We start from the raw sequence: 26190 nt of genomic DNA on the forward strand, positions 1-26190 counted from the left end.
TTGAGCCGGACCTGGCTGTTGCCGCAAGCGGCGCCTACATGGCGCCGAACAGGGCCTTCTGCGCGATTTTCAGCGCACCGATCGCATCGTGACGGCTTTGCGCTTCCTTCAATGCATCCACATCGAGCGCCTCGAGCCCCTTGTCGGCCGCTTTGAGGAAATCGATCGCGTGATTTGCGGTCGCGACGCTGTCTTCACGGAACGGGAACTGGTCGAGCTGCCACACGCCTTCCCACCTGTTCTTCCGCAGAACATAAAAGAACTCGAAGATTTCGATCGGATGCAGGCTGCCGGCGACCAGATCGTCATCCCAGGAACGGTAGTTGTCGTTGACATCCATGCCGAACAGCCGGCCATAGTCGATGGCGAGCTGGGCGCTGTCGGCGGCTGATTCACCGCCCATGATCGCATGGCCGAAATCGAGCAGGATGCCGACATTCGGCAGGCCGATCTTCTCGATGCCGAGAAGCGTGCGGGCAACCGAACCGAAACTCATGCGAACGCGCGGTTCGCGCGGCTTGTATTCGATGACGAATTTCAGATCCGGGTTTTCGCTGGCGAGCTGGCCGACACCATCAAGCGAATGCTTCCACAGCGTGCCGTAATCCACCTGGAACGGATAATCCCAGCCATCCTGACCCGGCCACAGCTTGACGTAATCGGCGCCGAAATAACGGACCTGATCGCAGGCCTCGGTCACCAGTTCATGGGTGCGGCGGCGGACGCCGGCATCCGGATTGGTGAAGGAGCCCTTGACGAATTCGCGCGTGTAGATTTCCGGCGTGATGCCGATGACACCGAGCTTGTTGCGATCGAGCGCCTCTTTTACCTGCGCATTGGAAAAGTCACCGCCGAAGAAGGGATAGTTGATATCGACGACCGACAGATCCTTGACCTGGCCGGCCAGATCGATCGCCTCGATGACGCTGCGCGGCGTGCCGTAGCCATCCGTCGCATAACGGTCGAGATAGGTTGCGAAATGCCAGATTCCGGCGCCGAAACGTTGTGTAGTCATAATGTTTCCTCCGATTATTCCGTATCGCCCCCATCGGATCTCAAGAATGATGCCGCGCGCTCATGGCGCCGCCATGCGCCTTCCTCCGCAGAATGAGGCGTTCATCCCGAACAAACCAACAAAAGACTTTTGATTGCTTTCGATCTCTTTCGTTTTCAAAATAACTGACATACGTCGAGAGAACATTCAAGTGAATTATTGGAACTTCAGGCGGCATGCCGTCTAAAAAATATGCCGCATTGCAACATAAGCGAGAACAACAAGGTGTGACTGACGCACAAAAGCGCAGACAACAAAAACATATTGACATTAAACGAAAGTGATCGATAGTTCGCAATAGACGCCACGGGAGGGTGTTTTTTCAACGGGAGGTAATCATGAAGCTTACGAAACGTCTTTTGATGTCCGTCGTCGCGCTGGGTATTGCCGGCGCCATGTCAGGCACGGCACTTGCTGCCGATACGATCGCGATCATCACGCCGAGCCATTCCAACCCATTCTTCAAGGCTGAAGCCGATGGCGCTGCGGCAAAGGCGAAGGAACTGGGTTATGCGACCATGGTTCTGGTTCACGACGATGACGCGAACAAGCAAAGCGAACTTTTCGACAGCGCCATCGCAGCTGGCGTGAAGGCCATCATTCTCGACAATGCAGGCGCGGATGCCTCCGTTGCCGCCGTACAGAAGGCCAAGGACAAGGGCATTCCCTCGTTCCTGATCGACCGCGAGATCACCACGGCCGGCGTTGCCGTTTCGCAGATCGTTTCCAACAACTACCAGGGTGCCCAGCTCGGGGCGGAAGAATTCGTCAAGCTGATGGGCGAAAAGGGCAATTATGCCGAACTGCTCGGCAAGGAATCCGACACCAATGCCGGCATTCGCTCGCAGGGCTATCATGATGTCATCGACCAGTATTCGGAGATGAAGCTGGTTGCCAAGCAGACGGCCAACTGGTCACAGACCGAAGCCTACACCGTGATGGAATCGATGCTGCAGGCACATCCGGATATCAAGGGTGTAATCTCGGGCAACGACACGATGGCCATGGGCGCCTATGCGGCACTTGAGGCCGCCGGCCGCAAGGATGTGATCGTCGTCGGCTTCGACGGTTCCAACGACGTCCGTGACTCGATCAAGAAGGGCGGCATCAAGGCGACCGTTCTCCAGCCGGCCTACCAGCAAGCGCAGAACGCCGTCGAACAGGCGGACAAGTTCATCAAGACCGGCAAGACGGGCCTCGATGAAAAGCAGCTGATGGATTGCATTCTCATCAATGCCGCCAATGCCGAAAAGCTCGAGACCTTCGCGCTGAAGCCATAAGACCGCCATCCCCACCCGGGACATGCTATATGTCCCGGGTGCCTCTTGCCTTAAAGAAGTGCGGGTACCATGAAAATCACGACCCTGTTTGTGGCAAGCCTTCTTGCCGCGTCCGTTTCCGGCTGCAAACTGGTGAAAACCGGTGATAGCGAAGCTGCTGCCGATCCAATCGCCGAGATCGTCGAGACGACATTCGACACCAAGCTGGTTCCGGCCCTGACCGAAAAGGCGGCCGACCTTGCAACGCTGCAAAATGCGATCAAGAGAAGCCTCGACAAGGCGGGCGAAAGCTACGGCGTCCGTGTTGGCGGTGCCGGAGGCGGCTGGAATTTCCCGGTCAAGGGCACGGCCACCGTATTGGAAGATACCCGCGCCAGCACCAAGGCCGGCGTTGCGGAAATCGACGTCGATGGCGACGGAAAGGCTGATGCGACGCTGCAGCTCGGCCCGGTCGTCAAGGGCAGCGCCTTGCGCGACACCACCAATCTCTACGATTTCTCGACATTCCGCGACCAGATCGAATACGCGAAACTCGGCCGCGCGCTGAACGACAAGGCCGTCTCCAAGCTTCCCGCTGCCGATATCGAGCTGAAGGGCAAGAAGGTGAATTTTGTCGGTGCCGTGGTCATCCGTTCGGCCAGCGAAAAGCCGCTGATCACGCCGGTATCGATCGAGGTCACGCCATGACGGAAGCCAATCCCATCGGCCTTTCGATCCGCAATGGCTCGAAAATCTATCCCGGCACCCAGGCGCTGAAAAATGTCGATTTCGACCTGCGCATGGGAGCGGTGAACGTTCTCGTCGGTGAAAACGGCGCCGGAAAATCGACGCTGATGAAGATCATCGCTGGCGTCGAACAGCTGAACGGCGGCACGATCGAAATAGACGGCCAGCAGGTCGTCTTCGCCGACAAGACGGATGCCGCAAAACACGGCGTCGGTATCGTTTTTCAGGAACTCAACCTGTTCCCCAATCTGACCGTGGCGGAAAACATCTTCGTCGGCCATGAAAAGACCCGCGCCGGCATCCATATCGACAGCCAGGCGCAGAGAACAGCCGCAGCGGCGCTGATGAAACGTCTCGAGCAGAATATCGACCCGGATACGCCGCTCGGAAACCTGCGGATCGGCCAGCAGCAGATCGTCGAAATCGCCAAGGCGCTTGCCGAAAACGCCCGCATCCTGATCCTCGACGAGCCAACGTCCGCGCTGTCGGCCACAGAGGTCGAGGTTCTGTTCAGGGTGATCAACGACCTGAAGAAGCAGGGCATCGGCATTGTCTACATTTCCCATCGGCTGGAAGAGCTGATCCGCATCGGCGACTACATCACCGTTCTGCGAGACGGCGCCATTACCGGATCGCGATCGATGCAGGGCGTCGATATTCCCTGGATCGTCGCCAACATGATCGGCAGCGCCTCCAAGGAGTTTCCGAAGACCGGCGACCATGAACTCGGCAATGAAGTGTTCCGTGTCGACAATGTATGCCTTCCGAGCCCGGCCGGCGGTTATGCCGTGGACCATATGTCGCTTTCCGTCCGCGAGGGTGAGATCGTCGGGCTCTACGGCCTGATGGGCGCCGGCCGCTCCGAGCTTCTCGAATGCATCATGGCGCAGCACCCGAACTCCTCGGGCCAGATCTTCATCGGCGGCAAGCCGGTGAAGGAGAAAAGCGTGTCCGGCCGCATTCGTCGCGGTCTGGCACTCATCCCGGAAGATCGCAAACGCGACGGCCTCGTGCAGATCATGACGATCCGCGAAAACCTGACCATGTCGTCGCTTCTGGATTTCACCCGCGGGTTTCACCTGTCGCTGAAGGCGGAAGCCACCAAGGCGGCGGAATTCGTCAAGCGCATGGCCATCAAGATCGCCAGCCTCGAACATCCGGTCTCCAGCCTTTCCGGCGGAAACCAGCAGAAGGTCGTCATCGGCAAGGCGCTGATGACAAGGCCGAAAATACTGCTGATGGACGAGCCGTCGCGCGGCATTGATATCGGCGCCAAGGCGGAGATTTTTCGCACCATGCGCCGGCTCGCGGCGGATGGCCTGGGCATCCTCTTTGTAACATCCGATCTGGAAGAAGTTCTCGCCCTTTCCGATCGCGTACTCGTGATGGCGAATGGACGGCTGACCGGGCAATTTCCGGCCGGCGCAAGCGCTGCGGAGGTCGTTTCCGCAGCCACCCCAAATCTGAACAGGGTTGAAACACAATGAGCAGCATCGACGCCTCGGGCAACGCCAAGACCGTGATCGGCGGTCACAAATCCAGAACGTCGGCGCTTCTGCTGCTTCTGCACATGCGCACCTTCGTGGCGCTGATCCTGGTCTTCGCCTTCTTCGCCATCGCGGCACCGAACTTCCTGACGACCGGCAACATGCTGATCATCTCCAAGCATGTGGCGCTCAACGCCATCCTTGCGATCGGCATGACCTTCGTCATCATCGCCGGCGGGATCGACCTTTCGGTTGGCTCGATCGTCGGCCTCTGCGCCATGGTGGCCGGTTATCTGGTTCTCTACGGAATCGACCTCGGCTTTGTCGGCGTCGCCTACAGCGTCCAGTTCAACACGATCGAGATCTGCCTCATCGTCCTTGTCGTCGGCATATTCATAGGCTGGATAAACGGGATGCTGATAACAAAGCTGAATGTCGCGCCATTCATCGCGACGCTCGGCATCCTTTATGTCGCCCGCGGCTCGGCGCTTCTCTTCTCCGACGGCCGGACCTTTCCCAACCTCGCGGGCAATTCGGAATACGGATCGGACACGTTCCGCATCATCGGCTCGGGTACATTCTTCGGCCTGCCCGTCTCCGTCTGGATCATGGTCGTGGTCGCACTGGGCGCTGCCTATCTTGCAACGCGCACACCGCTTGGCCGGCATATCTATGCTGTCGGCGGCAACGAGCGCGGGGCGGCACTCTCCGGCGTCAATGTCGACCGCACGAAACTGTTCGTTTACATGTTCTCCGGGGTTTGCGCCGCACTTGTCGGCCTGATCATTTCGTCACAGCTGCAGGCCAGCCATCCGGCGACCGGCGAGACATTCGAACTCAACGCCATTGCCGCAGCCGTTCTTGGCGGTACATCCATGTCAGGTGGACGCGGCCGCATCGCCGGCACCATTGTTGGTGCATTCGTGATCGGCATTCTTGCCGACGGGCTTATCATGATGGGCGTTTCGTCCTTCTGGCAGACCGTCATCAAAGGTCTCGTCATCATCGCCGCCGTTGTCGTCGATCAGGTGCAGCAGAAGCTGCAGGCTCGTGTCGTCCTGCAGCAGAACGCGAATTGAGGATTTAAAGCGCAAGGCCATTCCTGTAATGATCCCATAGGAAGTGAATCGAATGGTTTCGATTGTTTGCGATTAAAGGATTAGGCAGGCCGGAATGGAAGCGAGAGAAGAGCAGGATGCTTCGGAGTCGATGATCGGCCTCCTGTCCGAGCCGAGACGGCGCCGTATCCTCGAATGGCTACAGGAAGAAGGGTCGGCGCGGGTGAGAGATCTCGCCGGCGCCTTCCGCGTGTCGGAAGCGACGATCAGGCAGGATTTGGAGCGGCTGGAAAGCGAAGGCTTCATCACCCGTGAACATGGCGGCGCCTATCTGAACACCGCAGCGCCCGCGACCGGCACGATGACGCTCCACCACCAGGAGAACATGGACAAGAAGCGCCGTATCGGCGCGCTTGCCGCAAGCCTTGTCAAGGACGGCGAGACGCTGATCCTGGATGCGGGCACGACGACGACCGAAATCGCCACCCGACTGACCAACCGGCGCGACCTGACGCTGATCACCAATGCGCTGAACATCGCGATCATCTTGGGCTCGGTACCGACCTTTGCGGTGCATATGCCGGGCGGCCAGTTCAAATCGCCGACGCTGTCGCTCTCGGGCGACAAGTCGGTCGAGTATTTCCGCAACATCTTCGCCGGCAAGCTGTTTCTCGCCACCGCCGGCGTGGCGCTCGATGCGGGTCTCACCTATCCGAGCTTTGCCGACCTTCAGCTCAAGGAAGCGATGATCAAGGCCGCGGCGCATGTCTATCTCGTCGCCGATAGCACCAAAATCAACCGCTCGTCCTTCACCCGTCTCGGCTCGCTGGACGTGATCAATTCCTTCATCACTGATGACGGGATTTCCGACCGGGATGCGAAAGAATTCGAGAAGCGCGGTATCGAGGTTCTGATAGCAAAATAAAGCGCATCTTCCAGCGATTGCGCAATATTTTCATCCCTATCTGAATTTTCTGGGTGCGTTTGCCTGTTGCAATTCAAGCGTCTGTTGAAATAAACTTGGCCCGTTCTCAGGGCGGGGTGCAACTCCCCACCGGCGGTATCGGGGTCTCCCCCGGAGCCCGCGAGCGCTTCCCAAAAGGAAGGTCAGCAGATCCGGTGAGATGCCGGAGCCGACGGTTATAGTCCGGATGGAAGAGACCAACCCGCGGCGGCCTTTGACCGGGCTGCCCGTGGCGCTTGTTCGCCCAAGGGATAAGTTTTGTCGGCGAAAGCCGATGCAACAGCCTTCACCGGCTTAACCCTTGAAAGACTTGAAATGACGATTTCCAGAATTGAAGATGCAGTAGAAGCCTTCGCCCGCGGCGAAATGGTTGTCGTTGTCGATGACGAGGATCGCGAAAATGAAGGCGATCTGATCTTTGCTGCAGAAGATGCGACAAACGAAAAGATCGCGTTCATGATGAACAAGGCCCGTGGCCTGATCTGCATCGCCATGGACCACAATCGCATCGACGAACTCGAACTTCCCCTCATGGTGCCGAACAACACGGAATCGATGAAAACGGCCTTCACCGTATCCGTCGATTACATTCCGGGCACCACGACCGGCATCTCGGCGGCCGACCGCGCCGCGACCGTCAAGGCGCTTGTCGACCCGACCGCCCTCCCTGCAGATTTTGCCCGCCCCGGCCATATCTTCCCATTGCGGGCAAACCCGGAAGGCGTTCTCGGTCGCACCGGTCACACGGAAGCGGCAGTCGATCTTTGCAGGCTGGCCGGAAAATCCCCTGCAGGCGTCATCTGCGAAATTTCCAATGAAGACGGCACGATGGCCCGTCTTCCACAGCTCGAGATCTTCGCCGAACAGAACGGCCTGCTGGTCATTACCATCGAGAATCTCGTTCGATACCTGAATGACGCGAAAGCCGGAGCGCTGGTAGCAGCCTGATAGCTCGGGATCGAGAAAGTTACGGCGAGCCCACCGGCTCGCCGTTTTTTATTTGTGCTCCAGAGGCAGGATGATCCTGGCCACGAGCCCATTGGGCTGACGATCCAGCAGAACCAGCTTTCCGTGATGCGCCTGGATGATTTCGGCAACGATGGAAAGGCCGAGGCCAAACCCGGTTTCCGTGTCCTGGCGCGCCGTATCCACCTTGAAGAATGGTTCCAGTACGCGCGTGCGATATTGCTCGGGAATTCCCGGCCCGTCATCGCTGATGTCGATTATCGCCTGACCATCGACTGCGCGAAGCTCGACAGTCACATGCGTGCCGAACTTGATCGCGTTTTCGCACAGGTTGGTAATCGCGCGTGTCAGCGCCAGCGGCTTGAAGTTTGTGACCATCCGCGCCGGGCCATCATACTGCACGTCATGCCCCATATCGGCGAACTCATCACAGGTCGTCTGCAGCATGGAAGCGAGATCCGCGCGTTGCGAGACTTCGCGTTGGTGGTTGTCGCGAAGATAACCGAGGCTTTCCTTCAACAGCCTGTCGATCCGCTCGATATCTCCCAGAAGGCCTTCCCTGATCTCTTCTTCGCCCACCCTTTCCGCACGCAGCCGCAGACGCGTCAGCGGCGTCCGCAGGTCGTGGCTGATGCCACGCAACATCCTTGTTCGCGATTCCACCATCGTCGAGATTCGCCGCTGCATGCCGTTCAGCGCCCGGGCGAGTGTGACGATTTCAGAGCTTCCACGTTCTTCGAAGATCGCCGGGCCGAGAGAAATGTCTGCTTTCATCGCCGCGGAAGCGATACGTCGCAAAGGGCTGGTCAGCGCCCGTACTGCAAAAAGCGAAAACAGGATGAGCAGCGTGACTGTTGCCACCAGATAGTTCGAACCGAATATCAGCGCATCGTTGCGAAGGAAGCTTTCGGGCAATTCCATGACGAGAAGTGTATCGTGGTCAACTTGCGCGGCAAGCACACGTCTGCCGTCGGCAAATGTCCTCCAGCCACCAAATGGTACGGGGTGGTTTTCTGGAGGAAGTAGGCGATCGAGGATGACTTGGAGGAACGGCTCGTCAGGCGAGGACGTGGTGAAACGTTCTGAATACGAGAGCGGCTGCAATGTCAGACGCCCGTCTTCGTGATTAGCCGCCGCCAGTATCACATCTCTGTCGTTGGGCGTTGCCGACGCAAACACAGAAGCGATCGCGGTCACGTGGGCCGACATACTTTCCATATCTGGAGCGCTGTATTCCTCCCTGACCCAACTTTCGAGCGTCGAACCGATGATGAAAGCAATGATCAGGCAGGCGAAAATGACTGCGGTGATCTGGCCGTGAATGGTCGAAATCAACCGGGAGACCCGAAATCCCAAAACGCCCCCTTGGGCCGTTCCGCCCGGTACAGATTGCATTGCGGCCCTTATCGCAGGCCCATTGCCCTGAAGATAAGGCCATCCGCCGCAAAACCACATTAAGTTTTGTGTCGATCGCACCCTGCCTTGCACCCAGGCCGTCCAATCCGCCTAGCCCGCAACAAAGCGTAACACAAAGACATGCTGCACCGCATCCATCCGTGACAGGACAGACGTGTTGCATGCACGGCTCGCCCTTGAGGTGGTGCCCGTGTTAAATTCACTGGAGCACCCATGTCTTTTATCCAACGGACCGATCGGCGACTTCTCGCAAGCGCCATATACGTCACGCTCGCGATCGCCGGCACGGTTTCGACCACGCTCGCCGCCGATGCAGGCCTTGCAGGACAGCCGCCGGAACCGCCATTCGACCAGGAGCGGTTCAACAAGGAAAAACCGGAACGCAACTGGAGCCTCATCGTCGGCGCCGGTGGAATTTACGAGCCGGAATATGAAGGTAGCGGCGACTTCAAGGTCCAGCCCGTACCATTCGTCGTCTTCACCTATGGCGAGTGGCTGGAGATCGATCCGCGCGGCGTGACGATCACTGCATTCGAGCACAACGGTTTCGCACTCGCCGCCAAGGTCGGTTACGAAGGCGGACGCGATGAAGACGACGCTGACCGCCTGAGGGGGTTGGGCGATATCGACTTCGCAGCCACCGTCGGCGCCAAGGCCTCCTATAAATGGGACGGCTTCGAGATTTATGCGAGCGTCGACCAGACCATCGAAGGCAGCGAGAGCCTGATCGGCACATTCGGCGCAGAATATCAGGCGCCGGTCAGCGAACGGCTGATCCTTGGCGCAGGCGTCGAGGCCGTGGTGGCCAACGACAAGCACATGCAATCCTATTTCGGTGTCACCGCCGCCCAGGCGGCAAGATCCGGTCTTGCGGAATACAAGGCCGAAGCCGGTCTGAAACGCGTCAACGTTTCGGCATCGGCGATCTACCTGTTGAGCGAAAACTGGCTCATCCGCGGCGAAGCCGGCGTTGGTTTCCTGACAGGAGACGCTGCAGACAGCCCGATCGTGGAAGAAAAGACACAGCCCTCCGCTTCTCTATTCGTCGGCTACAAATTCTGAAGAAGACGGGCGTCAAAGACGATGAAAGCCGGGCATTGCCCCGGCTTTTTTATCGGGTGCATTGCACCCGCTCCTGAGCGCACCGCAGCCATTCAAGCCTGTTCGACATTGGCGGTAAACATGTAGCCGCCGAGCCGCACGGTTTGCAGCAGAACCGGGCTTTTCGGATCTGCCTCGATCTTCTGTCTGAGACGGCTGATATGGACATCAACGCTGCGTTCGATCGGACCGGCAAGGCCGGTATGGGTGAGCGAAAGAAGCTCTTCGCGCGTAATAACCCGGCCGGGGTTGCGGCAGAAGGCAAGCAGCAGGTCGAATTCCGTCGTCGTCACTGCAACTGCCGGCGCAGGGGGTCTATCTGCCAGCCTTCGAAGCGGAGCTTTCGCTGAACCGCGGTGTTCACCAGCCCGTAGGATGCACGCCGAAGCAAGCTGCGGATACGGGCAACGACTTCGCGGGGGCTGAACGGCTTGGTGACATAGTCATCGGCACCGACCTCCAGCCCGACGATACGGTCAACCTCTTCACCGAGCGCGGTCAAAAGAATGATCGGCGTCGTCTTTTCCGAGCGGATGCGTCGACAGATGCTCAGACCATCTTCACCGGGCAACATGACATCCAGAATGATGAGGTCGAATTCGTTGTTGCGTAAGAGGGCATTCATTACATGCCCGTCTTCGGCAACGGTCGCCACCATGCCGTTTTCCTGAATGGCGAGCGCGAGCAGCTTGCCGATTTCGGGATCATCCTCGACAATCAGGATCTTTGCATTGGCTGAGTTTGCTTGCACGGCTGTCGTCCTTGATCGCCTGACTGCACGCGTTTCGCATGCCCGCCGGGGAGCATATGTTTCGCTTTATTAAGTTTTGTTACCAAGTTTGGGAAGAAATCGACAATACAAGCAGTTAACGCATTTCTGCATGCCCGAAAAGCCTTCGAGAAGCTTTGTGAGATGGCACGCAACAATACGAAACAAGACAAAATGAACCGGCCATGTCGCCAGGAATAGCTTGCTCCGAAAACCTGGAGCAAACCTATGACGTTACCAGTCTCGCGCAACAAGCAAGCAGGCTTCCACCTTTCGCTCGTCGTCATGGCGACGGTGGTTACGAGTATCGCATTCTATCTCAATCCATCCATCGACATGACCGTTTCACAGCATTTCTTTGACGGCGAACAATTCCCCCTCAGCATAATGGATCGCTGCAGACACTGCGGCAGGCGAATTTCTGGGCCGGTACGGTCGTGATAGGTGCGTCAATGCTCCTGCTGCTCTCGCAGCGTCTGAGGAATGCGATTGGTGTCAGTCTCGGCCGCACATTTGTTCCGCTGATCACCTATGGCGTGGGCGTCGGTCTTATCGTGAACATGGTCCTGAAGAACACGTTTGGAAGGGCAAGGCCGCGCGACACATTTGGGCTTGGTGGTGAGGATTCTCTGTCCGCTGCCTGGGAATTTTCCCAGGCGTGTGCATCGAACTGCTCGTTCACGTCGGGAGAAGCAGCAGGCGCGATGGCGATGATGTCTCTCGTCTATCTCCTCCCGGCCGGCCAGAGGACAATTCGCAGGATAGTGCAGACCCTGCTCGGCATTTTAGCCGTCTCATTGTCGTTCAACCGCATTCTGTTCGGCGGGCATTATCTCTCCGACGTCGTACTCTCCATGCTCATCGTCACCATCGTGATGCTCTCAGCGGATTTGCTGCTGCGCCAAGTCCAGCGGGTCCGATTTGTTGTCGAGAAGAATGGTGAGGCGTACCCGGTGTGAAAACCCCGACCGATGTCGATATCGCGCATCTGCGCCGTAGCCCGAGCTTTCGGGCTGCGGCCTATTTCATGACAACGCCAAAGAGATTTCACCATGGAAAATTCCCGCCTTACCGGGTCTCACCAGCCCATCACAAAAGACCTGGCGAACAGGGTAAAGAGCATCATCGCGACCTATCTTGATCTTCCCGAAGAGCTCCTCGTCGAAGACGCAAGCCTGTCGCAGGATCTGGGTGCGGACTCGCTCGAGATCACCGAGATGGTGATGGCCTTCGAAGAAGAGTTTGGCTTTACCATCGATGACGACCTGGCCGACCGGTTTCTGACGGTCGGCGACATTATCCGACATCTGCAAGCCTCTGCGAACGCCAGGACGGATCGGCTTTGAGAATTTACGTGCCGGGAAGCAAAGGCCCATGCCTTTCGGCATGGCTCTGTTTTTGCATCCCTTTTCTTCTCACAGCTTCGCCAAGGAATTTGACGTTCATCCGATGCAGGTTGCTTTGAATGCCTAGAAGCCCCCTCTCACGTTTGATTTTTCAGGTACTGATATCGGCAGTTCTTGCCGGTGCACTTCTGGGCGGCCCTGTTATCCTGATGCTTTTGGTGGATCGCAGCTATTGAAGTATCGAGGCCACGCCTCGCCTGCGGCAAGCTCGGGATAGGTGACGCACTAAGCTCCAGCTTGCGGATATCGCATTCCCAAACAATCTGCAGAAACGGATGACGGGGCCAGCCTGCGGAAGCTGGCCCCGTCCAGACGCGCCGGGAATCGGCCTGGGGGGCCGTCGGATCATGGCGCGCCTATTTCTGGACCTCTTTCAGGTCCGCTTCGGCCGACTGGAGGAAAGGCCTGAAGATTTGGCCTGCACGATCGCCGCCAGCGGAGACGATCAGGTGCAGGGAGGGGATCACCACCAGCGAGAGGATGGTGGAAACCAGCAGCCCGCCGATCACCGCGATTGCCATCGGAGCCCGAAACTCGCCCCCCTCTCCAATACCGAAAGCCGAGGGCAACATGCCGCCTACCATGGCAAGCGTCGTCATGATGATCGGGCGCGCCCGCTCGCGGCAGGCTTCGACAACCGCCTCTCCGCGCGAAAGCCCATGCGCCTCCCGCTCGACGGCGAAATCCACCAGCATGATCGCATTCTTGGTGACGATACCCATCAGCATCAGGATACCGATCACGACAGGCAGGGATATCGGGTAGCCGCTGAGAAGCAGCGCCGCGACGACTCCGCCGATGGAAAGTGGCAGCGATGCCAGGATGGTGAAAGGCGACAGGACGCTTTTGAAAAGCAGGATCAGCACGATGAGCACCAGCATGATGCCGCCACCCATGGCAACGGCAAAACTCTCGAATATCTCTCCTTCCGTATCCGAATCGCCGGTCGCCTGGGCACGCACGCCATCCGGCAGGGTCTTCACGCTTTCGAGCTGCATCAACCGCTCAAGCCCCTGGCCTGATGTGAGGCCATTCGCCATGTCAACACCGATCTCGATCCGGCGCTGGCGCTCGAAACGATCGATCGCCGCAACTGTCTCATCGAGACTGATGGTGGCGACCGCCGACAGCGGCAATTGTCCACCATTTGCCGCCGGAACGCTCAGCGTCTCGAAGACCGCCAAATTTCCTCGCGCGGCGCGATCGAGAACCACGCGGATCGGGATCTGCCGCGAGCCCTCGATAAAATTCGCCAGGCGCGAATCCACATCGCCGATCGTCGAAATCCGCATCGTGCTGGCAATGGCTGCGGTGGAGACACCGAGCGTCGCCGCCTTTTCGGTATCGACCGTCATGCGCAGCTCCGGCCGCATCGCGACATTGTCGCTCGAAGGGCCGACAAAGCTGCTGTCTGATGCCATCTCGCGAAGGATCCGATCGGTCGCGGCCTGAACGGCATCGCCGTCACTGCCCAGCACGGAAAAAGATATGTCGCGACCGCCGCGATCGTTGAGAAAGCGCAGTCGCACATCTGGAATATCGACCAGCGCCTTTTCGAGTTCCGCTTCGATTGCAAAGGAAGACCGATTACGCTCCGCCTTGTGCACGAGGTCGACCGAGACGACCGCATAACGCACATCCTGCTGGCCGCTCATGCTCGATCCGGCCCGAACCAGCACACCCTCGACTTCGGCGAGCTTGCCGATCGTGGCGGCGATCCCGTCGGTGACCTGACGGGTCTCGTCGAGGTTTGTGCCGGGTGGCAATTCGACGGTCAGCGTCAGACGGCCGGTGTCTTCTTCCGGCAGGAACGTGGTCGGAACCGACATCAGCGAGATCATCGCCAGCGCGAACAGGCCGAAAGCGGCTGTGACCGTCAACCATTTCCACCGCAGCGTCAGCCGCAGCAGCCACTCGTAGGCGAGCGACAATTTTCCTTTTCTCGGTTCGACCGGCGGAGCGGCGGTCATGATATAGGCCGCCATGACCGGAGTGATCAGCCGCGCGACGAGAAGCGAGAAGAACACCGCGATAGCCACTGTCAGGCCGAATTCGCGGAAATAGAGCCCAACGACACCGCTCATCAGCCCGACAGGCGCAAAGACGGCGATGATCGTTGCCGAGATCGCAATCACTGCCAGACCGATTTCGTCCGATGCATCGAGTGCCGCGCGATAGGCGGATTTTCCCATGTTGCGATGTCGGACGACGTTTTCGATCTCGACGATCGCATCATCGACCAGGATGCCGGTCACCAGCGTGATGGCGAGCAGGCTGAGGATGTTGAGCGAAAAGCCGAGTATGTCGATGGCAAAGAATGTCGGGATGATCGACAGCGGCAATGCGACAGCCGCAACCAGCGTCGCGCGCCAATCGCGCAGGAAGAGGAACACGACGATGATCGAAAGTGCCGCACCTTCGAGCAGGGTATTGATCGCCGAATGATAATTTCCTTCCGTGTATGAAATCGTGTCATCAACAATCTCGAAGCGAAGACCGGGATGGCTGAGACGCAGTTTTTCGACCGCAGCGAATACTTCATTCGCCACGGTGACGGCGCTTGCGCCCTGGGACCGATAGACTGAGAAACCGACGACATCGGAACCGTTCAGAGTCGCAAACGCGCGCGGTTCGGCAAAGGTGTCGCTGACGGTTGCGACATCCGCCAGCCGGACCGAGTTTTCGCCACCAAGCGACAAGCGGGTTTCCGCCAAGCCGGAAACGGTGCTCGCGGCGGCGGCTGTCGTCAGCACCTGCTCGCGGCCCTCCATATCACTGCGCCCGCCCGAACGGTCGAGCTGGGTTTCCATGATCGTCTCGTTGACCGAGTTGACCGAAAGCGACAATGCCTGCAGGCGGTCGGCATCGAGCTCGACATGGATCTCGCGGTCGGCCCCGCCAATCCGATCGATACGCCCGACGCCGGAGAGCCCCTGCAGGTCGCGTTTTACCGTGTCATCGATTAACCAGGATAGTTCGGTCACCGTCATCTCCTGGCTGGAGACGGCATAAGTGACGATCGATTGCGCCTCCTCCTCGATCCGTTCGATGATCGGCTCGTCGATCGCGCTCGGCAGATCACCCCTGATCCTTGTCACGGCATCTCGCACATCGTTCATCGCCCGATCCGGCGAAACCAGGCCGAGTTCGAATTCGACCGTGGTGACCGAACGCCCCTCGCCGATCGTCGACGACAATTCCTTGATCGCCGGAAGCGAGGCGATCGCATTTTCGACAAGCCGCGTCACCTCGGTTTCCAGTTCGACCGGCGTGGCGCCGGATTGCTCGACCGTGACCTTCACGGCAGGCGTTATGATCGTCGGGAAATAGGTGATCGGTAGCCGGGTAAAGCTGTAGATGCCGACAACTGTCAAGATGACGAAAAGCAGGATGGAGGGAAGCGGATTGCGGATCGCCCAGGCGGAAATATTGCCGTTCATCGCGCCATCTCCCTGCTTTCCACGGCAAGGGCGGAGGCCATGTGATCGGAAACAGACCGCTCCGACATGGCCATGACGGGCCGCACCTTTTCCTGGGCTTTCAGAAACCCGCCGGATTTCAGCACGACCATCTCGCCATCGCTGACACCGGCAATGATTTCGACAAAGCCCTCCTGCCGGATGCCGACAGTCACGTCGCGACGATCCACGACACCATCCTTGACGACGAAGACATTGCTTGCGCCGCTTGCGGTATTCACCGCACTGCCGGGTAGGAGAATGTTACGCCGCGCCGGAGCGTTAATGCTTCCGCGGGCAAAGACGCCGGGCTTCAGCCCATCCGCCTCATCCAGTTCGATGCGCACTTCGCCGCTGCGCGTAACAAGATCGACCTGCGCTGCATTCAGCCGCAACCTGCCACCTAGCTGACCCTCATATCCCGGCAGGCTGATCTGCGCCCGCATGCCTTCATCGAGCCGCAGAAAACTCGTTTCCGTCACCTGCGTGGAAAACTCGATTTCAGCATCCTTGGCGATGACGAATAGCGGATTTGCGGAAGCAGACGTCATCGCCCCGATGCGCGCTGTTCGCTTGAGCACCAACCCGGCATCGGGTGCGCGAACCGTGCTGCGCTCGATCGTCAGCTCGATCTCCTTCCGCTCGCGGGCAATCAGCTCAGCATCGGCTTCCGCCAGCGCAAGCGATTGACGCGCAAGCCGCAGTTCCGCCACCGCGCGGGCATGGGCATTTTCATGTTCGTCCAGAAGCTGCTGCGATACGGCGCCTCTCGGCTGCAGCGCCCGGCTGCGTTCCAGCACCTTGCGCGCCTCCGCCTCGCTGACCGCGGCAACCTCGAGCCTGCTTTCCTCCACTTCGGCAGCGGCTCTTGCCCGCAGCATGCTGACCGAATTCTTGTCGAGCAGCATACGTGCCTCGGTCGTGTCGATCAGCGCAAGCAGCTGTCCTCTCTCGACCCGTTGCCCGATTTCGGCAAGGATGTGTTCGATCACCCGTCCCTCGATGAAAGGACGAACCTCCACCTCTTCCCTGGCGACAAGCGAACCGACAACGGGGATCTTCTCGGTCACCTCGCCTTTTCGAGCGACGACGACCGTGACCGGCGTCTGGCTTTCAGCCTGTGACGCCGAGAAGAAGATCAGCCACAGCACCAATGCCGAGACGGCAAGACGCAGTTGCGGCAGCACTGATCGGGATATCCCGTACATGAGGCACCTTTCCGTTTTATCCGCACATGTCTGCGGATGATCCGGAAGGAACCGTAGCGATCAGACGCGCGGCCGGTGTGTCGTCACGTTAAGAAAGGTTACACCCGCCGCCAGCGCGGCAATGCTGTCGATCAAAGCCCGATGATCGCCGGCCACCAGCCAAGGCCGACGAAAAGGCTGCCGGCAATGCCCGGAAGCAGAGGCAGAAAGCGCCTGATTGGTGCGACCTGCTGTCGTTCGAGGATCTTTATTCCGAGCCAGACGCTCCACAGCAGCCCCATGAGAAACAGCCCGCCGCGGATCGCGCCCGCGCCGCTTGCACCAAAAGCGGTATATCGCAACGGTTCCAGCAGTTCTGCCCCAAGCCCGATGATCAGGCTAATCAGCGCAATCGGAGCATATTGATAACCGAGTTCGGTAAACAACTGCCCGAAGCCGCCATCTGCCCCTGCACGCTTCGCCAGAAAGGCACTCACCGCAGTCAACAAGGCAAGGACAGCGGTCAATGCCGCCATGATCGCCAACATGAAGAAGACGATCATGACGAAATCGAGCCAGCGGAACACTTCCGCACGCGCCGGATGAACGCTCATCAGCCAGGATGGGCCGACAGTAGTGACCCAGTTCCAGTGATGCTGGATTGCAAACACGCCAAAAGCCTGCCGCCATTGCTGATATTGCGGCAGCACCAGCCAGAGGAAGCCGCCGAGGGCGACGCCGGTATCCAGAAACAGGAAACAGGCCTCCGCCTTGTTGGCGCGATGATCACGAATATCCTCGATCTCGCGGCCCGGACGACGGATATCCAGCCGGATACTGCCAGCTGCGTGCGGGTGGACGCAGCGAAAGCACTCGATACAGTGCCGGCTTTCACTCTTGCGCGGCAGGTCGATCATCGTCGGGCAGGCACCTTTCTGGCTATAGGCATCGCCGCCCGGCAGCCGGATTTTCGGCGTGAACTGAACTGCGCCAAGCCGGGAATAAAGCCCGAGCACCCGGCCGATCGGGCAGAGATGCCTGCACCAGACGCGTTTCTTGCGGCCATAAAGGCCGCCGATCGCTATTGCCAAAAGCATGGTGCCGCCGAAAAGCCCTGCCGCAGCTTCGGGATGATCCCGCACACCGATCGTCTGGCCGTAAAGCGTCATGATAATGAAGCTGAGTGCGGGCGTGCCTTCCCAGCGGATCCAGGCCGGGATCCGGCGTTGCAGGCCATAACGATTGGCAAGCTCGGAAGCAGCCCCCATAGGGCACAAAAGACCGCACCAGATCCGCCCGAAGACGATGACCGACAGAAAGACAAGCGGGAACCAGATGCCCCAGAGCAGATATTGCAGCGCCAGCGTTCCATTCGACAGCGGCGTCGTTTCCGGCGGCGGATCGGGCAGCAGAAGCGGCAGGCCGAGCACCAGAAGAAACACGAGAAAAATGATGCCCTGGATGATCCAGTAATACGGGCGCGTCCGCACGAAGAATGCTTCGAGTGCGATGAGCCAGTTTGGGCGTTCGGGCAGTTCCTCCGCCTCAACCAGCAGCGATGGCGCGAACGTTGCCGCCGGAGCGAAATCACGATGACGGTAAATCTCTGTCATTTCATCTCTCTCGGCACAACAACAATTCCAGCGTGTAAATATGTCGCACGCCCGAATTGGAATGAGATACCAATCAATCAGGATAAACACTCTCATATTTAACATGGAGATCAGCCGAAGTATTTGAATTTTGTCATTTATATCATGACCTTGATGAAAACTTTCAGGCTTGACTCCACATTTTTCCAGGCAGATGTTCGCGCCACATTTTCCCGAAAAGGACCTGTTATGCGCGAAACCCGAATTTTCAAGACGGCATTCCTGCCCGCCGCTTTTGCTGCTGCAACACTCTTTTCCGCCGGCTCGGCATCTGCCCTGGAATATCCGATCGGCGAGCCGCAGGAAGCAGGCGGTATGGAAGTGGCTGCGGTCTATCTGCAGCCGATCCTGATGGAGCCGGCTCACATGATGCGCGCAGCCGCCGATTCCGACGTGCATCTGGAAGCCGATATCCACGCGACGAAGGATAACAAGAACGGGTTTGCCAATGGCGACTGGGTGCCGAACCTGACGATTAGCTATGTGCTGACCAAGGGCGGCGTGAAAGTGTCGGAAGGCCCGCTGATGCCGATGGTTGCCTCCGACGGGCCGCATTACGGCGACAACGTCAAGCTCGACGGCCCCGGCGACTATAACCTCGTGTTCAAGATTGCAGCGCCGGACGGGATGATGTTCGGCCGCCATGTCGATGACGAAACCGGCGTCGCCAAATGGTTCGAGCCGTTCGAGACCAGCTATGACTTCACTTTCACGGGCGTGGGCAAAAAGGGTGGCTACTGATCACTCTTCCCCCCGTAAGGAACAGTGCCTTGGCCTCACCATGGCGCTGTTCCTCGCGTTTTCGATTGTTCCGCCGGCAATAGTGGCGGCCGCTGACGATCCAAGCTTCACCATAACGTTCAACGATGGCGTGGTTTCGCCGTCGCGTCTCGAAGTGCCGGCCGAAACCCGCTTCGAAATCCGGCTGATCAACAACGGCAAGACACCGGCGGAGTTCGAGAGCATTCCGTTGAGCAAGGAGAAGGTGATCGGACCGGGGGTCTCCACCTTCATCGTCATCAAATATCTTGATCCGGGCGAATATTCGTTCTTCGACGATTTTCATCCGGACGCTCCGCCCGCCGTTCTCGTCGCGGTTCCTTCTGAGGACTGACATGTTTGCCTCCATTGCCTTTGTCGTCTGGCGCGAGAGCGTCGAAGCCCTTTTGGTGATCGGCATTCTCGATGCCTGGCTGGTCAGCCGGAGCGTGGAGACGCGCCGCGCCCGCGGTTTTCTCTGGGGAGGCGCAGCGGCGGGGCTCGGCGTCGCCGGTGTGCTTGCAGGACTCCTGCTCTGGCTGGGCGAAACAGTCTCCGACGACGCCCAGACGATCTACCAGACGGTGATCGCGCTGCTCGCAGCCGGGCTGATCCTGCAGATGGTCTTCTGGATGCGCAGCCACGGCCGCTCGATGCGCGGCGAGCTCGAAAGCTCGCTCAGCACGGCGGTTGCCGCAGGCAGCTGGTGGGGTGTCTTCGCGCTTGCGCTCATTGCGGTTGCCCGCGAAGGCAGTGAAACGGTCGTGTTCATCTATGGCATTCTGTCTGCTGGTGTCATGGGCTCGCTGCTTGCCGGCATTCTTGCCGGAGTGACCGGTTTCGTCGCAGCCGCAATCACCTATGCCCTGCTGATGACCGGCAGCCGGGTCATCTCCTGGAGGGTTTTCTTCCGGATTTCCGAGATCGTGTTGCTCTTCCTCGCCTGCGGCCTGCTGATGACCGGGATCGACGGATTGATCAATCTCGATATCCTGCCGCGCCTGTCTCGTGCGCTGTGGAACAGCAATTTCCTAATGTCCGACGGCACGACAGTCGGCGGTTTCTTCGCATCCATGACCGGCTATCGCGCCCGGCCGAACCTGATGCAGCTCATTGTCTTCTTTGGCTACTGGATCGCGGTGCTGGCCGTCATCTACCGCCCACGCAAAGGTTCGTTCTCGACCGCTTCGCACCACTAGCGATTTGCCCGGGCACTTCGTGTCAGCATATGGTGTGGCCATTCCCTGAATGGCCGTATCTCTTTTCACACAGAGGAATGTGTGGCGGGCATCACATTGTCGGGGATCGGGCACACATATTTCCGGCCATCTGTCTTCTCTGTCCATTCCGCCTTTGCGGCTTCCAGAAGTTCGGGAGACGTCATAAGCGAGAGGCCAGTCGCCGCCAGCGTCTTGGCTGCATGTGCCATGGCTTTGTGAGCACCCGCGCTTTTTCCCTGTGCCACCACCTGCCAGGTGTGAGGATTGGTGCCGATTGCCCAGGTGGGCGTCCAGCATTGCGCTGTCGGCGTTACCCAGCTTACATCTCCCACGTCCGTAGATCCGGCACGGAAATGCGAAGACCCCTCGAAGTCGCGCAGACCCAGATGCAACGGTGTCGAACCATCGACCTTTGCATTGGAAAAAACATCGCCCTTGATCTGATAAAGGCGGATGCTGCTCCTGATAGCTTCGTCAGTAAACGTGTCCTGGATAGACTTGGCGAATGCGAGATCCGTTTCATCGAAAGCGATGGGACCGAGCGCCACCATGTTGTCATGCATGGCCGTTTCGAGCGTGATGTTTGGCAGAAGATTGGTGGAGGCTGTGTCGAAGACGATCTCAACGTCGGTCTCTGTCATCATCGCCGCGCCGCGGGCAACCTTGTCGACCCGCTTGGCAAGATCGAGCGCCTGCGACATTTCCGGCGCGCGGACCAGATAGACAACTTCAGCCTGGGCCTGCACGACATTGGCGGCGCGCCCTCCGGTATCGGTTATCGCATAATGCACGCGGCAATCCTGGGGCATGTGTTCGCGCAGGAAATTGACGCCGACATTCATCAGTTCAACGGCATCCAGCGCCGAACGGCCGAGATGCGCTGCATTCGAGGCATGGGCGGCAAGGCCCTTGAAGCGATAGAAATATTCAAGGACCGCCAGATTGTTGGTGGAGCGTACGCCGTTGAATGGCGCCGGATGCCAGGTAAGCGCCGTATCGACGTCATCAAACAGGCCCGCACGCACCATGAATGTCTTGCCGGAGCCGCCTTCCTCGCCCGGGCAACCGTAATAACGCACGGTGCCAGCTAGGTTGTTGTCCTTCATATGCCGGGCGAGCGCGATGGCCGCCATCAGGGAACCGACACCTAAGAGATTGTGGCCACAGCCGTGGCCGGTCGCGCCGGAAACGATCGGCTTCGGCTCGGCCACATCCGCAGCCTGGCTCATTCCCGCCAAGGCGTCGAATTCTCCGAGCAGCGCGATCACCGGCTTGCCGCTGCCGAATTCGCCGATGAAGGCCGTGTCCATGCCCGCCACGCCACGACGCACAGCAAACCCATTCTTCTCCAGCGCTTTTGCCAGCATATCCGACGAACGCCTTTCTTCGAACTTCAACTCGGCAAAATCCCAGATTCTGTCGCTGAGTTCGGAGAATTCCGGTTTCATCTCTTCGATCGCGTTGGCAATCGACGTCACGGCATCGCGGTTCATGGCCTGTCCTCGCATGAATGTGTGAGCGCCCTCAGGACGCAGAAAAACATCCGGCGATCTCCCGCCGGTTGAATTTCCTTGAAAAGGTAGACAGGCGCGCCGATCCTTGCCGGCGCGCTCAAAACTCAGTCTTCGACCGAGACTTCCCAGAGGCGGGCATTCGACTGCCAGACCGGCTGGCCTTTCAGCTTCTTCGTCGCGCCCCAGACGTCCACCATGTCGTAGAGAAAGATGCCCGGCATTTCCTTCAGCATCAGCTCATGGAACTCATCGAAGATCTTCTGGCGCTTTTCCTGATCGGCTTCTGCATAGGCGGCATTCATCAGCTCGACGGCTTTCGGATCGTCCCACATCAGCGAGGCGTTTTTGTCCTTGTTGCCGACATAGAAAGAATACATCAGCGCCGGGTCGAGACGCGGCGCGACCGACTGCGAGATCACCTGATAATTGCCGGAGCGACGGCGGTCGACCTGGGTCGCGTAGTCCAGCACTTCGATCTGCACGTTGAGGCCCGCCTGCTGCATCATCGCCTGCGCCATGACGGCCGCCGGGAAGCTCGGCACGTTGCCGCGCTTGTTGGCGATGATCGAGATCGGCTCACCCTTGTAGCCGGCATCCGCCAGTTCCTTCTTGGCAGCCTCGATATCGTAGGGAAGACGCGTCTTCTGGGTCTCGTCGAAATAGACGCTGTCCTGCGACACCATCGAGCCGTTCGCCTCGCCGGTCCCGTTTGACGCGGCGGCCACCAGTTCATCGAGATCGAGCGCCATCGCCATGGCGCGACGCACGCCAGGATTGCTCAAGACCTTGTCGCGGGTCTGGATATAGAAAAGGTTCTTGCCGTTGTTGCGCGAAACGATCAGCTGCGTCTTATCGCTGGCCTTGAACTCCGGGATAAGATCGGGTGAAATTTCGGCCGTATCGAGTACACCGGACTCCAGACCGGCCTTCACGGTCGATGCATCCGGGATAATCATGAACTTGATGCCGTCGGCCAGCGGCCGTTTGGAGCCGACCATGCCATCCGGCTTGCCGTCATTCTCCGGCGAGACGTAATCAGCGAATTTCTTCAGATGGATATACTCACCCTTCTTCCACTCGTCCCATTGAAACGGTCCGGTGCCGATCGGCTTGACGAAGCTGCCATCGGCAGCAACGGAATCCGGTGAGATCATGCCGGTATAACCGCATTCCGGACGCGACATCAGGCCGAGGAAAACCGCAGATGGCTTTTCAAGAGTGATTGCGACGGTCGAAGCATCCGCGGCCTTCACGTCCGTAACCGGTGCTGCACCGCCCTTGGCGAAGTCGTTGAGGCAGGTCCATTTGGTTTCCGGCTTCAGGTACCGCGTCCAGTTCCAGACGACATCCTCCGCCGTCATCGTCTTTCCGTTGTGGAATTTCACATCCGTGCGCAGTTTGAACGTATAGGTCAGGCCGTCGGCGGAGGTTTCGAAACTCTTGGCCAGAAGCGGCTTCACCTCGCCGCTATTGTTGTAACCGACAAGCCCCTCGACGATATGCAGGATGACGCCATCGGTATTGCCATCGCGGTTGACGCCGGGATTGGCGCTGCGCAGATCGGAACTCTGCGCGATCGTGATATCGCGGGCATTGGTTATACTGGTCATTGCAAGCAGAGCCGTGCCTGCCAGAAGAAGCTTTTTCATTGTTCTACCCTCTTTTTGCTATTGTTGATGTCTACGACTGGAACCCGTTCCAGCAGGCCTGCGCCAGCCGGCCGATCGTTTCGAGCGAAAGCGTGTATCCCGGCGTGCCATCGGCCATGACCTGCGGCACGTCATCGGTATAGGCGGTGATGATGAAGAACGGCGCGCCACCTTTGTAAACGATGCCGGCATCCATGCGGCCGCGCTTGCCGCGCCCGCTTTTGCTCGCCACCAGCGTTTCGAACGGCAGGCGTGAACGGATGCCGTAACGCAGGATCTGGTGCTTCAGCGTCTCCATGGCGAAGGAGCACAGTTCGGCGCTACATCCGAGCTTCTCCTGCGCCTGCGTCGAGGATTGCGCATCGAGAATGGTCTGCAGCAGCAGAACCTGATCGGCGGCCGATGTCGTCGTCACCGTCGTCAGCGCATGGTCGGCCGGCAGGGCGAGCGGCGGAATGAGGAAACGATGATGTGTATTGGCCATGCCGAGCGCCTTGCAATAGCCATCCACCTCTTCCAGCGTCAGCCGCTCCAGCACCATTTTCGTGCAGACGTTGTCGCTCAGCGTCATCATCCCGGTGATCGCGTCTCTCAGCGAAATCACGATACCCGGCGTCATGTAGCGGAACATGCCGCTCGCCACTTCCTTGGCCAACCTTTCCTCGTAGGTCACCGGTTCATCCAGATCGAGCCGCCCTTCATGTGCCGCCTTCAGTGCGGCCATCATGATCGACGTCTTGCGGGTGCTGCCGGAGGGCGTTTCCTCATCGGCGCCGCGTCTGATCTCTTCACCGGTCAGCAGATTGCGCACCATGAAGCGGGTGACAAAGGGCTGTGCATCGCAGATCGCGAACAGCTGGTCGGAAATGGTCATCGTATTCATCCTGTTATGCATCGTTTTCGAGCCGCCATTTGAGTGTCACGCCGCCCCGCTCGTTGTGGCCGAGCGCGGGAATGGCCGAGAGCAGGCGGCGGGTGTAGGCTTGCCTGGGGTTGTCGAAGATCGTGTCGCGATCTCCCTCTTCGATGATCCGGCCGTCCTGCATGACGACGACACGGTCAGCCACCTGCTCGACCACGCCGAGATCGTGGCTGATGAACAGGCAGGAAAAGCCGTAGCGTTTCTGCAGGTCGGAAAAGAGGTCGAGCACCTGTGCGCGCACCGTCACGTCGAGCGCCGAGACCGGCTCGTCGGCGATCAGGAAGCGCGGCCGGCGGGCAATCGCGCGGGCAATCGCCACACGCTGCCGCTGGCCACCGGAAAGCTCGTGAGGATAGCGGCTGGCGTAATCGGCGTTAAGGCCTACTTCCTCCAGCGTTTCCAGCGCCCGCTTGCGCTTCGCCTGAGCGTCGAGATCTGGCACCAGGCGAAGCGCCTCCTCTACCAGCGCAAGAATGGTCATGCGCGGATCGAGCGAGGAATACGGGTCCTGAAACACCATCTGGCAATTCAGGCGATAGTCGCGCCAGTCCTCGTCGCGTGAACGGCCCTGAAAGCGGATATCGCCTTCGCTTTCCTTGACCAGACCGGCAATCGTCCGTCCAAGCGTGGTCTTGCCGGAACCGGAGCCGCCGACCAGCGCGACGACCTCGCCCTCGTGGATATCGATGCTGATGCCATGCAGGGCGCGCTTGGGTTTCGCCTTCTTGAGCAAAGATTTGCGTCCCGCATAATCGACAACGATATTGCGGGCCGAAACCATCGGTGCCTTCGACGTATCGAGCGCACGCGCTTCACCGCGGAACGGCAGCGAGGAGAGCAGCTTCTTCGTATAGGGGTGCTGCGGGGCATCCAGCAGGTCTTCGGTGCGCCCTTGCTCGACGATCGAGCCTTTTTCCATCACCACGATGCGGCTCGTATAACGCGCCACCATCGGCAGGTCGTGGCTGATCAAGAGAACGGCGGTGCCTTCGGCCCGCGTCAGTTCCACCATCAGTTCCATCACATCGCGCTGGATGACGGCATCGAGCGCTGTGGTCGGTTCGTCGGCGATCAACAGCGCCGGTTTCAGCAGCATGACCGACGCGAGCATGATACGCTGGCGCATGCCGCCGGAAAATTCGTGCGGATAGGCGGCAAGCGCTCCCTCCGGATCCTTGATGCCGACACGCTTCAGCATGTCGAGAATGCGGGCGCGACGTTCCTGTGGCGACAGTTTGGTGTGAAGGACAAGCCCCTCCTCCAGCTGCCGGCCGATGGTCATCGACGGGTTGAGCGATGTCATCGGCTCTTGGAAAACCACGCCGATTTCGCCGCCGCGCAGATGCCGAAGCTCCCTGTCCTTCATCGTCAGGACATCGCGGCCCTTGTAGCGGACGGAGCCACCCGTAACCTTGATCGCCGGAGGCAGAAGCGAGATCAGCGCACGGGTGGCCAGCGTCTTGCCGGAACCGCTTTCGCCGACGATGCCAAAGATTTCGCCCGGCGCGATGTCGAAGGAGATGCCCTTGACCACCTCGAGACCGGTATGAGCAACTTCAAGCGAAAGGCTGTTGACGCTCAAAAGCGTTTCTGCGGACATGT

Annotated in this window: 21 protein-coding genes, 1 pseudogene and 1 riboswitch; of the genes and pseudogenes, 12 read left to right on the forward strand and 10 right to left on the reverse strand. The window is 59.1% G+C overall.

Going from position 1 to position 26190, the window contains the following annotated elements; translation table 11 throughout:
- Positions 1 to 34: 34 nt before the first annotated feature.
- Positions 35 to 1015 carry a sugar phosphate isomerase/epimerase family protein gene (locus GGE33_RS18455; RefSeq protein ID WP_183826325.1) on the reverse strand — a complete coding sequence of 327 codons (981 nt, stop codon included), beginning with the start codon at positions 1013 to 1015 and terminating at the stop codon, positions 35 to 37.
- A 377-nt stretch (positions 1016 to 1392) separates the two neighbouring features.
- Here GGE33_RS18455 and GGE33_RS18460 point away from each other — a divergent pair, with 377 nt between their 5' ends.
- The 6 genes from GGE33_RS18460 to ribB all read left to right on the forward strand — a co-directional run bounded on the left by GGE33_RS18460 (position 1393) and on the right by ribB (position 7517).
- Positions 1393 to 2334, forward strand: a complete 942-nt coding sequence (locus tag GGE33_RS18460; protein WP_148146921.1) for a D-ribose ABC transporter substrate-binding protein — start codon at positions 1393 to 1395, stop codon at positions 2332 to 2334.
- A 69-nt stretch (positions 2335 to 2403) separates the two neighbouring features.
- A complete protein-coding gene (locus GGE33_RS18465; protein WP_183826328.1) occupies positions 2404 to 3021 on the forward strand; it encodes a DUF2291 family protein in 618 nt (205 codons plus the stop codon).
- Positions 3018 to 4547: a sugar ABC transporter ATP-binding protein gene (locus GGE33_RS18470; RefSeq protein ID WP_183826331.1), complete on the forward strand. Its 1530-nt coding sequence runs from the start codon at positions 3018 to 3020 to the stop codon at positions 4545 to 4547. Before GGE33_RS18465 ends, GGE33_RS18470 begins: the two co-directional genes overlap by 4 nt.
- A gap of 83 nt (positions 4548 to 4630) precedes the next feature.
- The gene (locus tag GGE33_RS18475) at positions 4631 to 5626 is read left to right on the forward strand and encodes an ABC transporter permease (RefSeq protein ID WP_246436268.1); all 996 of its coding nucleotides are present in this window, start codon (positions 4631 to 4633) and stop codon (positions 5624 to 5626) included.
- 94 nt (positions 5627 to 5720) lie between these two features.
- Positions 5721 to 6530 (forward strand): DeoR/GlpR family DNA-binding transcription regulator, encoded by an 810-nt coding sequence (locus GGE33_RS18480; protein WP_183826337.1) that lies wholly within the window; start codon positions 5721 to 5723, stop codon positions 6528 to 6530.
- 98 nt (positions 6531 to 6628) lie between these two features.
- A riboswitch (FMN riboswitch) is annotated at positions 6629 to 6772 on the forward strand.
- A 112-nt stretch (positions 6773 to 6884) separates the two neighbouring features.
- The gene (gene ribB, locus GGE33_RS18485) at positions 6885 to 7517 is read left to right on the forward strand and encodes a 3,4-dihydroxy-2-butanone-4-phosphate synthase (RefSeq protein ID WP_183826341.1); all 633 of its coding nucleotides are present in this window, start codon (positions 6885 to 6887) and stop codon (positions 7515 to 7517) included.
- Positions 7518 to 7565: 48 nt separating this feature from the next.
- Here ribB and GGE33_RS18490 read toward each other — a convergent pair whose 3' ends face one another.
- The gene (locus tag GGE33_RS18490) at positions 7566 to 8870 is read right to left on the reverse strand and encodes an ATP-binding protein (RefSeq protein ID WP_246436245.1); all 1305 of its coding nucleotides are present in this window, start codon (positions 8868 to 8870) and stop codon (positions 7566 to 7568) included.
- Between the two features lie 294 nt (positions 8871 to 9164).
- Between GGE33_RS18490 and GGE33_RS18495 the strand changes: the two genes are divergently transcribed.
- Positions 9165 to 10013 carry a MipA/OmpV family protein gene (locus tag GGE33_RS18495; RefSeq protein ID WP_183685601.1) on the forward strand — a complete coding sequence of 283 codons (849 nt, stop codon included), beginning with the start codon at positions 9165 to 9167 and terminating at the stop codon, positions 10011 to 10013.
- 92 nt (positions 10014 to 10105) lie between these two features.
- Here GGE33_RS18495 and GGE33_RS18500 read toward each other — a convergent pair.
- Positions 10106 to 10803, reverse strand: a pseudogene (locus GGE33_RS18500) (response regulator transcription factor).
- Between the two features lie 470 nt (positions 10804 to 11273).
- Here GGE33_RS18500 and GGE33_RS18505 point away from each other — a divergent pair.
- Positions 11274 to 11780 carry a phosphatase PAP2 family protein gene (locus tag GGE33_RS18505; RefSeq protein WP_183826348.1) on the forward strand — a complete coding sequence of 169 codons (507 nt, stop codon included), beginning with the start codon at positions 11274 to 11276 and terminating at the stop codon, positions 11778 to 11780.
- A 93-nt stretch (positions 11781 to 11873) separates the two neighbouring features.
- A complete protein-coding gene (locus tag GGE33_RS18510) occupies positions 11874 to 12167 on the forward strand; it encodes an acyl carrier protein (RefSeq protein ID WP_183685596.1) in 294 nt (97 codons plus the stop codon).
- Positions 12168 to 12583: 416 nt separating this feature from the next.
- On the opposite strand, the gene GGE33_RS18515 is transcribed toward GGE33_RS18510, so the two are convergent.
- The 3 genes from GGE33_RS18515 to GGE33_RS18525 all read right to left on the reverse strand — a co-directional run bounded on the left by GGE33_RS18515 (position 12584) and on the right by GGE33_RS18525 (position 18485).
- Complete coding sequence (locus tag GGE33_RS18515; protein WP_183826352.1) at positions 12584 to 15667, reverse strand: efflux RND transporter permease subunit; 3084 nt, start codon at positions 15665 to 15667, stop codon at positions 12584 to 12586.
- Entirely contained in the window at positions 15664 to 16893 is a 1230-nt protein-coding gene (locus tag GGE33_RS18520) for an efflux RND transporter periplasmic adaptor subunit (protein WP_183826354.1), read from the reverse strand. Before GGE33_RS18520 ends, GGE33_RS18515 begins: the two co-directional genes overlap by 4 nt.
- A gap of 131 nt (positions 16894 to 17024) precedes the next feature.
- Entirely contained in the window at positions 17025 to 18485 is a 1461-nt protein-coding gene (locus tag GGE33_RS18525; protein WP_183826357.1) for a 4Fe-4S binding protein, read from the reverse strand.
- Positions 18486 to 18713: 228 nt separating this feature from the next.
- Here GGE33_RS18525 and GGE33_RS18530 point away from each other — a divergent pair, with 228 nt between their 5' ends.
- Genes GGE33_RS18530 through GGE33_RS18540 form a run of 3 tightly spaced genes read left to right on the forward strand, consistent with a single transcriptional unit; the run spans position 18714 to position 20482 of the window.
- A complete protein-coding gene (locus GGE33_RS18530) occupies positions 18714 to 19265 on the forward strand; it encodes an iron transporter (RefSeq protein ID WP_183826360.1) in 552 nt (183 codons plus the stop codon).
- Between the two features lie 40 nt (positions 19266 to 19305).
- Complete coding sequence (locus GGE33_RS18535; protein WP_148147068.1) at positions 19306 to 19638, forward strand: cupredoxin domain-containing protein; 333 nt, start codon at positions 19306 to 19308, stop codon at positions 19636 to 19638.
- Position 19639: 1 nt separating this feature from the next.
- Positions 19640 to 20482 carry an FTR1 family iron permease gene (locus tag GGE33_RS18540; protein WP_148146895.1) on the forward strand — a complete coding sequence of 281 codons (843 nt, stop codon included), beginning with the start codon at positions 19640 to 19642 and terminating at the stop codon, positions 20480 to 20482.
- Positions 20483 to 20547: 65 nt separating this feature from the next.
- Here GGE33_RS18540 and GGE33_RS18545 read toward each other — a convergent pair whose 3' ends face one another.
- The 4 genes from GGE33_RS18545 to GGE33_RS18560 form a co-directional block, all read right to left on the reverse strand.
- On the reverse strand, positions 20548 to 21996 hold the full coding sequence (locus GGE33_RS18545; RefSeq protein ID WP_148146893.1) for a M20 family metallopeptidase: 1449 nt from the start codon (positions 21994 to 21996) through the stop codon (positions 20548 to 20550).
- A 125-nt stretch (positions 21997 to 22121) separates the two neighbouring features.
- The gene (locus GGE33_RS18550) at positions 22122 to 23666 is read right to left on the reverse strand and encodes an ABC transporter substrate-binding protein (RefSeq protein WP_183826363.1); all 1545 of its coding nucleotides are present in this window, start codon (positions 23664 to 23666) and stop codon (positions 22122 to 22124) included.
- A gap of 31 nt (positions 23667 to 23697) precedes the next feature.
- Positions 23698 to 24540 carry a serine hydrolase gene (locus GGE33_RS18555; RefSeq protein WP_394353673.1) on the reverse strand — a complete coding sequence of 281 codons (843 nt, stop codon included), beginning with the start codon at positions 24538 to 24540 and terminating at the stop codon, positions 23698 to 23700.
- 13 nt (positions 24541 to 24553) lie between these two features.
- Positions 24554 to 26188 carry an ABC transporter ATP-binding protein gene (locus tag GGE33_RS18560; RefSeq protein WP_183826776.1) on the reverse strand — a complete coding sequence of 545 codons (1635 nt, stop codon included), beginning with the start codon at positions 26186 to 26188 and terminating at the stop codon, positions 24554 to 24556.
- Between the last annotated feature and the right edge of the window lie 2 nt (positions 26189 to 26190).

Source organism: Aliirhizobium cellulosilyticum (assembly GCF_014198105.1).
Lineage (GTDB): Bacteria > Pseudomonadota > Alphaproteobacteria > Rhizobiales > Rhizobiaceae > Neorhizobium > Neorhizobium cellulosilyticum.

Excerpts from the sequence above, each read along its gene's own strand:
- GGE33_RS18455 (WP_183826325.1), bottom strand. The coding sequence starts at position 1,015 with ATGACTACACAACGTTTCGGCGCCGGAATCTGGCATTTCGCAACCTAT.
- GGE33_RS18460 (WP_148146921.1), top strand. The coding sequence starts at position 1,393 with ATGAAGCTTACGAAACGTCTTTTGATGTCCGTCGTCGCGCTGGGTATT.
- GGE33_RS18465 (WP_183826328.1), top strand. The coding sequence starts at position 2,404 with ATGAAAATCACGACCCTGTTTGTGGCAAGCCTTCTTGCCGCGTCCGTT.
- GGE33_RS18470 (WP_183826331.1), top strand. The coding sequence starts at position 3,018 with ATGACGGAAGCCAATCCCATCGGCCTTTCGATCCGCAATGGCTCGAAA.
- GGE33_RS18475 (WP_246436268.1), top strand. The coding sequence starts at position 4,631 with ATGCGCACCTTCGTGGCGCTGATCCTGGTCTTCGCCTTCTTCGCCATC.
- GGE33_RS18480 (WP_183826337.1), top strand. The coding sequence starts at position 5,721 with ATGGAAGCGAGAGAAGAGCAGGATGCTTCGGAGTCGATGATCGGCCTC.
- ribB (WP_183826341.1), top strand. The coding sequence starts at position 6,885 with ATGACGATTTCCAGAATTGAAGATGCAGTAGAAGCCTTCGCCCGCGGC.
- GGE33_RS18495 (WP_183685601.1), top strand. The coding sequence starts at position 9,165 with ATGTCTTTTATCCAACGGACCGATCGGCGACTTCTCGCAAGCGCCATA.
- GGE33_RS18505 (WP_183826348.1), top strand. The coding sequence starts at position 11,274 with ATGCTCCTGCTGCTCTCGCAGCGTCTGAGGAATGCGATTGGTGTCAGT.
- GGE33_RS18510 (WP_183685596.1), top strand. The coding sequence starts at position 11,874 with ATGGAAAATTCCCGCCTTACCGGGTCTCACCAGCCCATCACAAAAGAC.
- GGE33_RS18515 (WP_183826352.1), bottom strand. The coding sequence starts at position 15,667 with ATGAACGGCAATATTTCCGCCTGGGCGATCCGCAATCCGCTTCCCTCC.
- GGE33_RS18520 (WP_183826354.1), bottom strand. The coding sequence starts at position 16,893 with ATGTACGGGATATCCCGATCAGTGCTGCCGCAACTGCGTCTTGCCGTC.
- GGE33_RS18525 (WP_183826357.1), bottom strand. The coding sequence starts at position 18,485 with ATGACAGAGATTTACCGTCATCGTGATTTCGCTCCGGCGGCAACGTTC.
- GGE33_RS18530 (WP_183826360.1), top strand. The coding sequence starts at position 18,714 with ATGCGCGAAACCCGAATTTTCAAGACGGCATTCCTGCCCGCCGCTTTT.
- GGE33_RS18535 (WP_148147068.1), top strand. The coding sequence starts at position 19,306 with ATGGCGCTGTTCCTCGCGTTTTCGATTGTTCCGCCGGCAATAGTGGCG.
- GGE33_RS18540 (WP_148146895.1), top strand. The coding sequence starts at position 19,640 with ATGTTTGCCTCCATTGCCTTTGTCGTCTGGCGCGAGAGCGTCGAAGCC.
- GGE33_RS18545 (WP_148146893.1), bottom strand. The coding sequence starts at position 21,996 with ATGAACCGCGATGCCGTGACGTCGATTGCCAACGCGATCGAAGAGATG.
- GGE33_RS18550 (WP_183826363.1), bottom strand. The coding sequence starts at position 23,666 with ATGAAAAAGCTTCTTCTGGCAGGCACGGCTCTGCTTGCAATGACCAGT.
- GGE33_RS18555 (WP_394353673.1), bottom strand. The coding sequence starts at position 24,540 with ATGACCATTTCCGACCAGCTGTTCGCGATCTGCGATGCACAGCCCTTT.
- GGE33_RS18560 (WP_183826776.1), bottom strand. The coding sequence starts at position 26,188 with ATGTCCGCAGAAACGCTTTTGAGCGTCAACAGCCTTTCGCTTGAAGTT.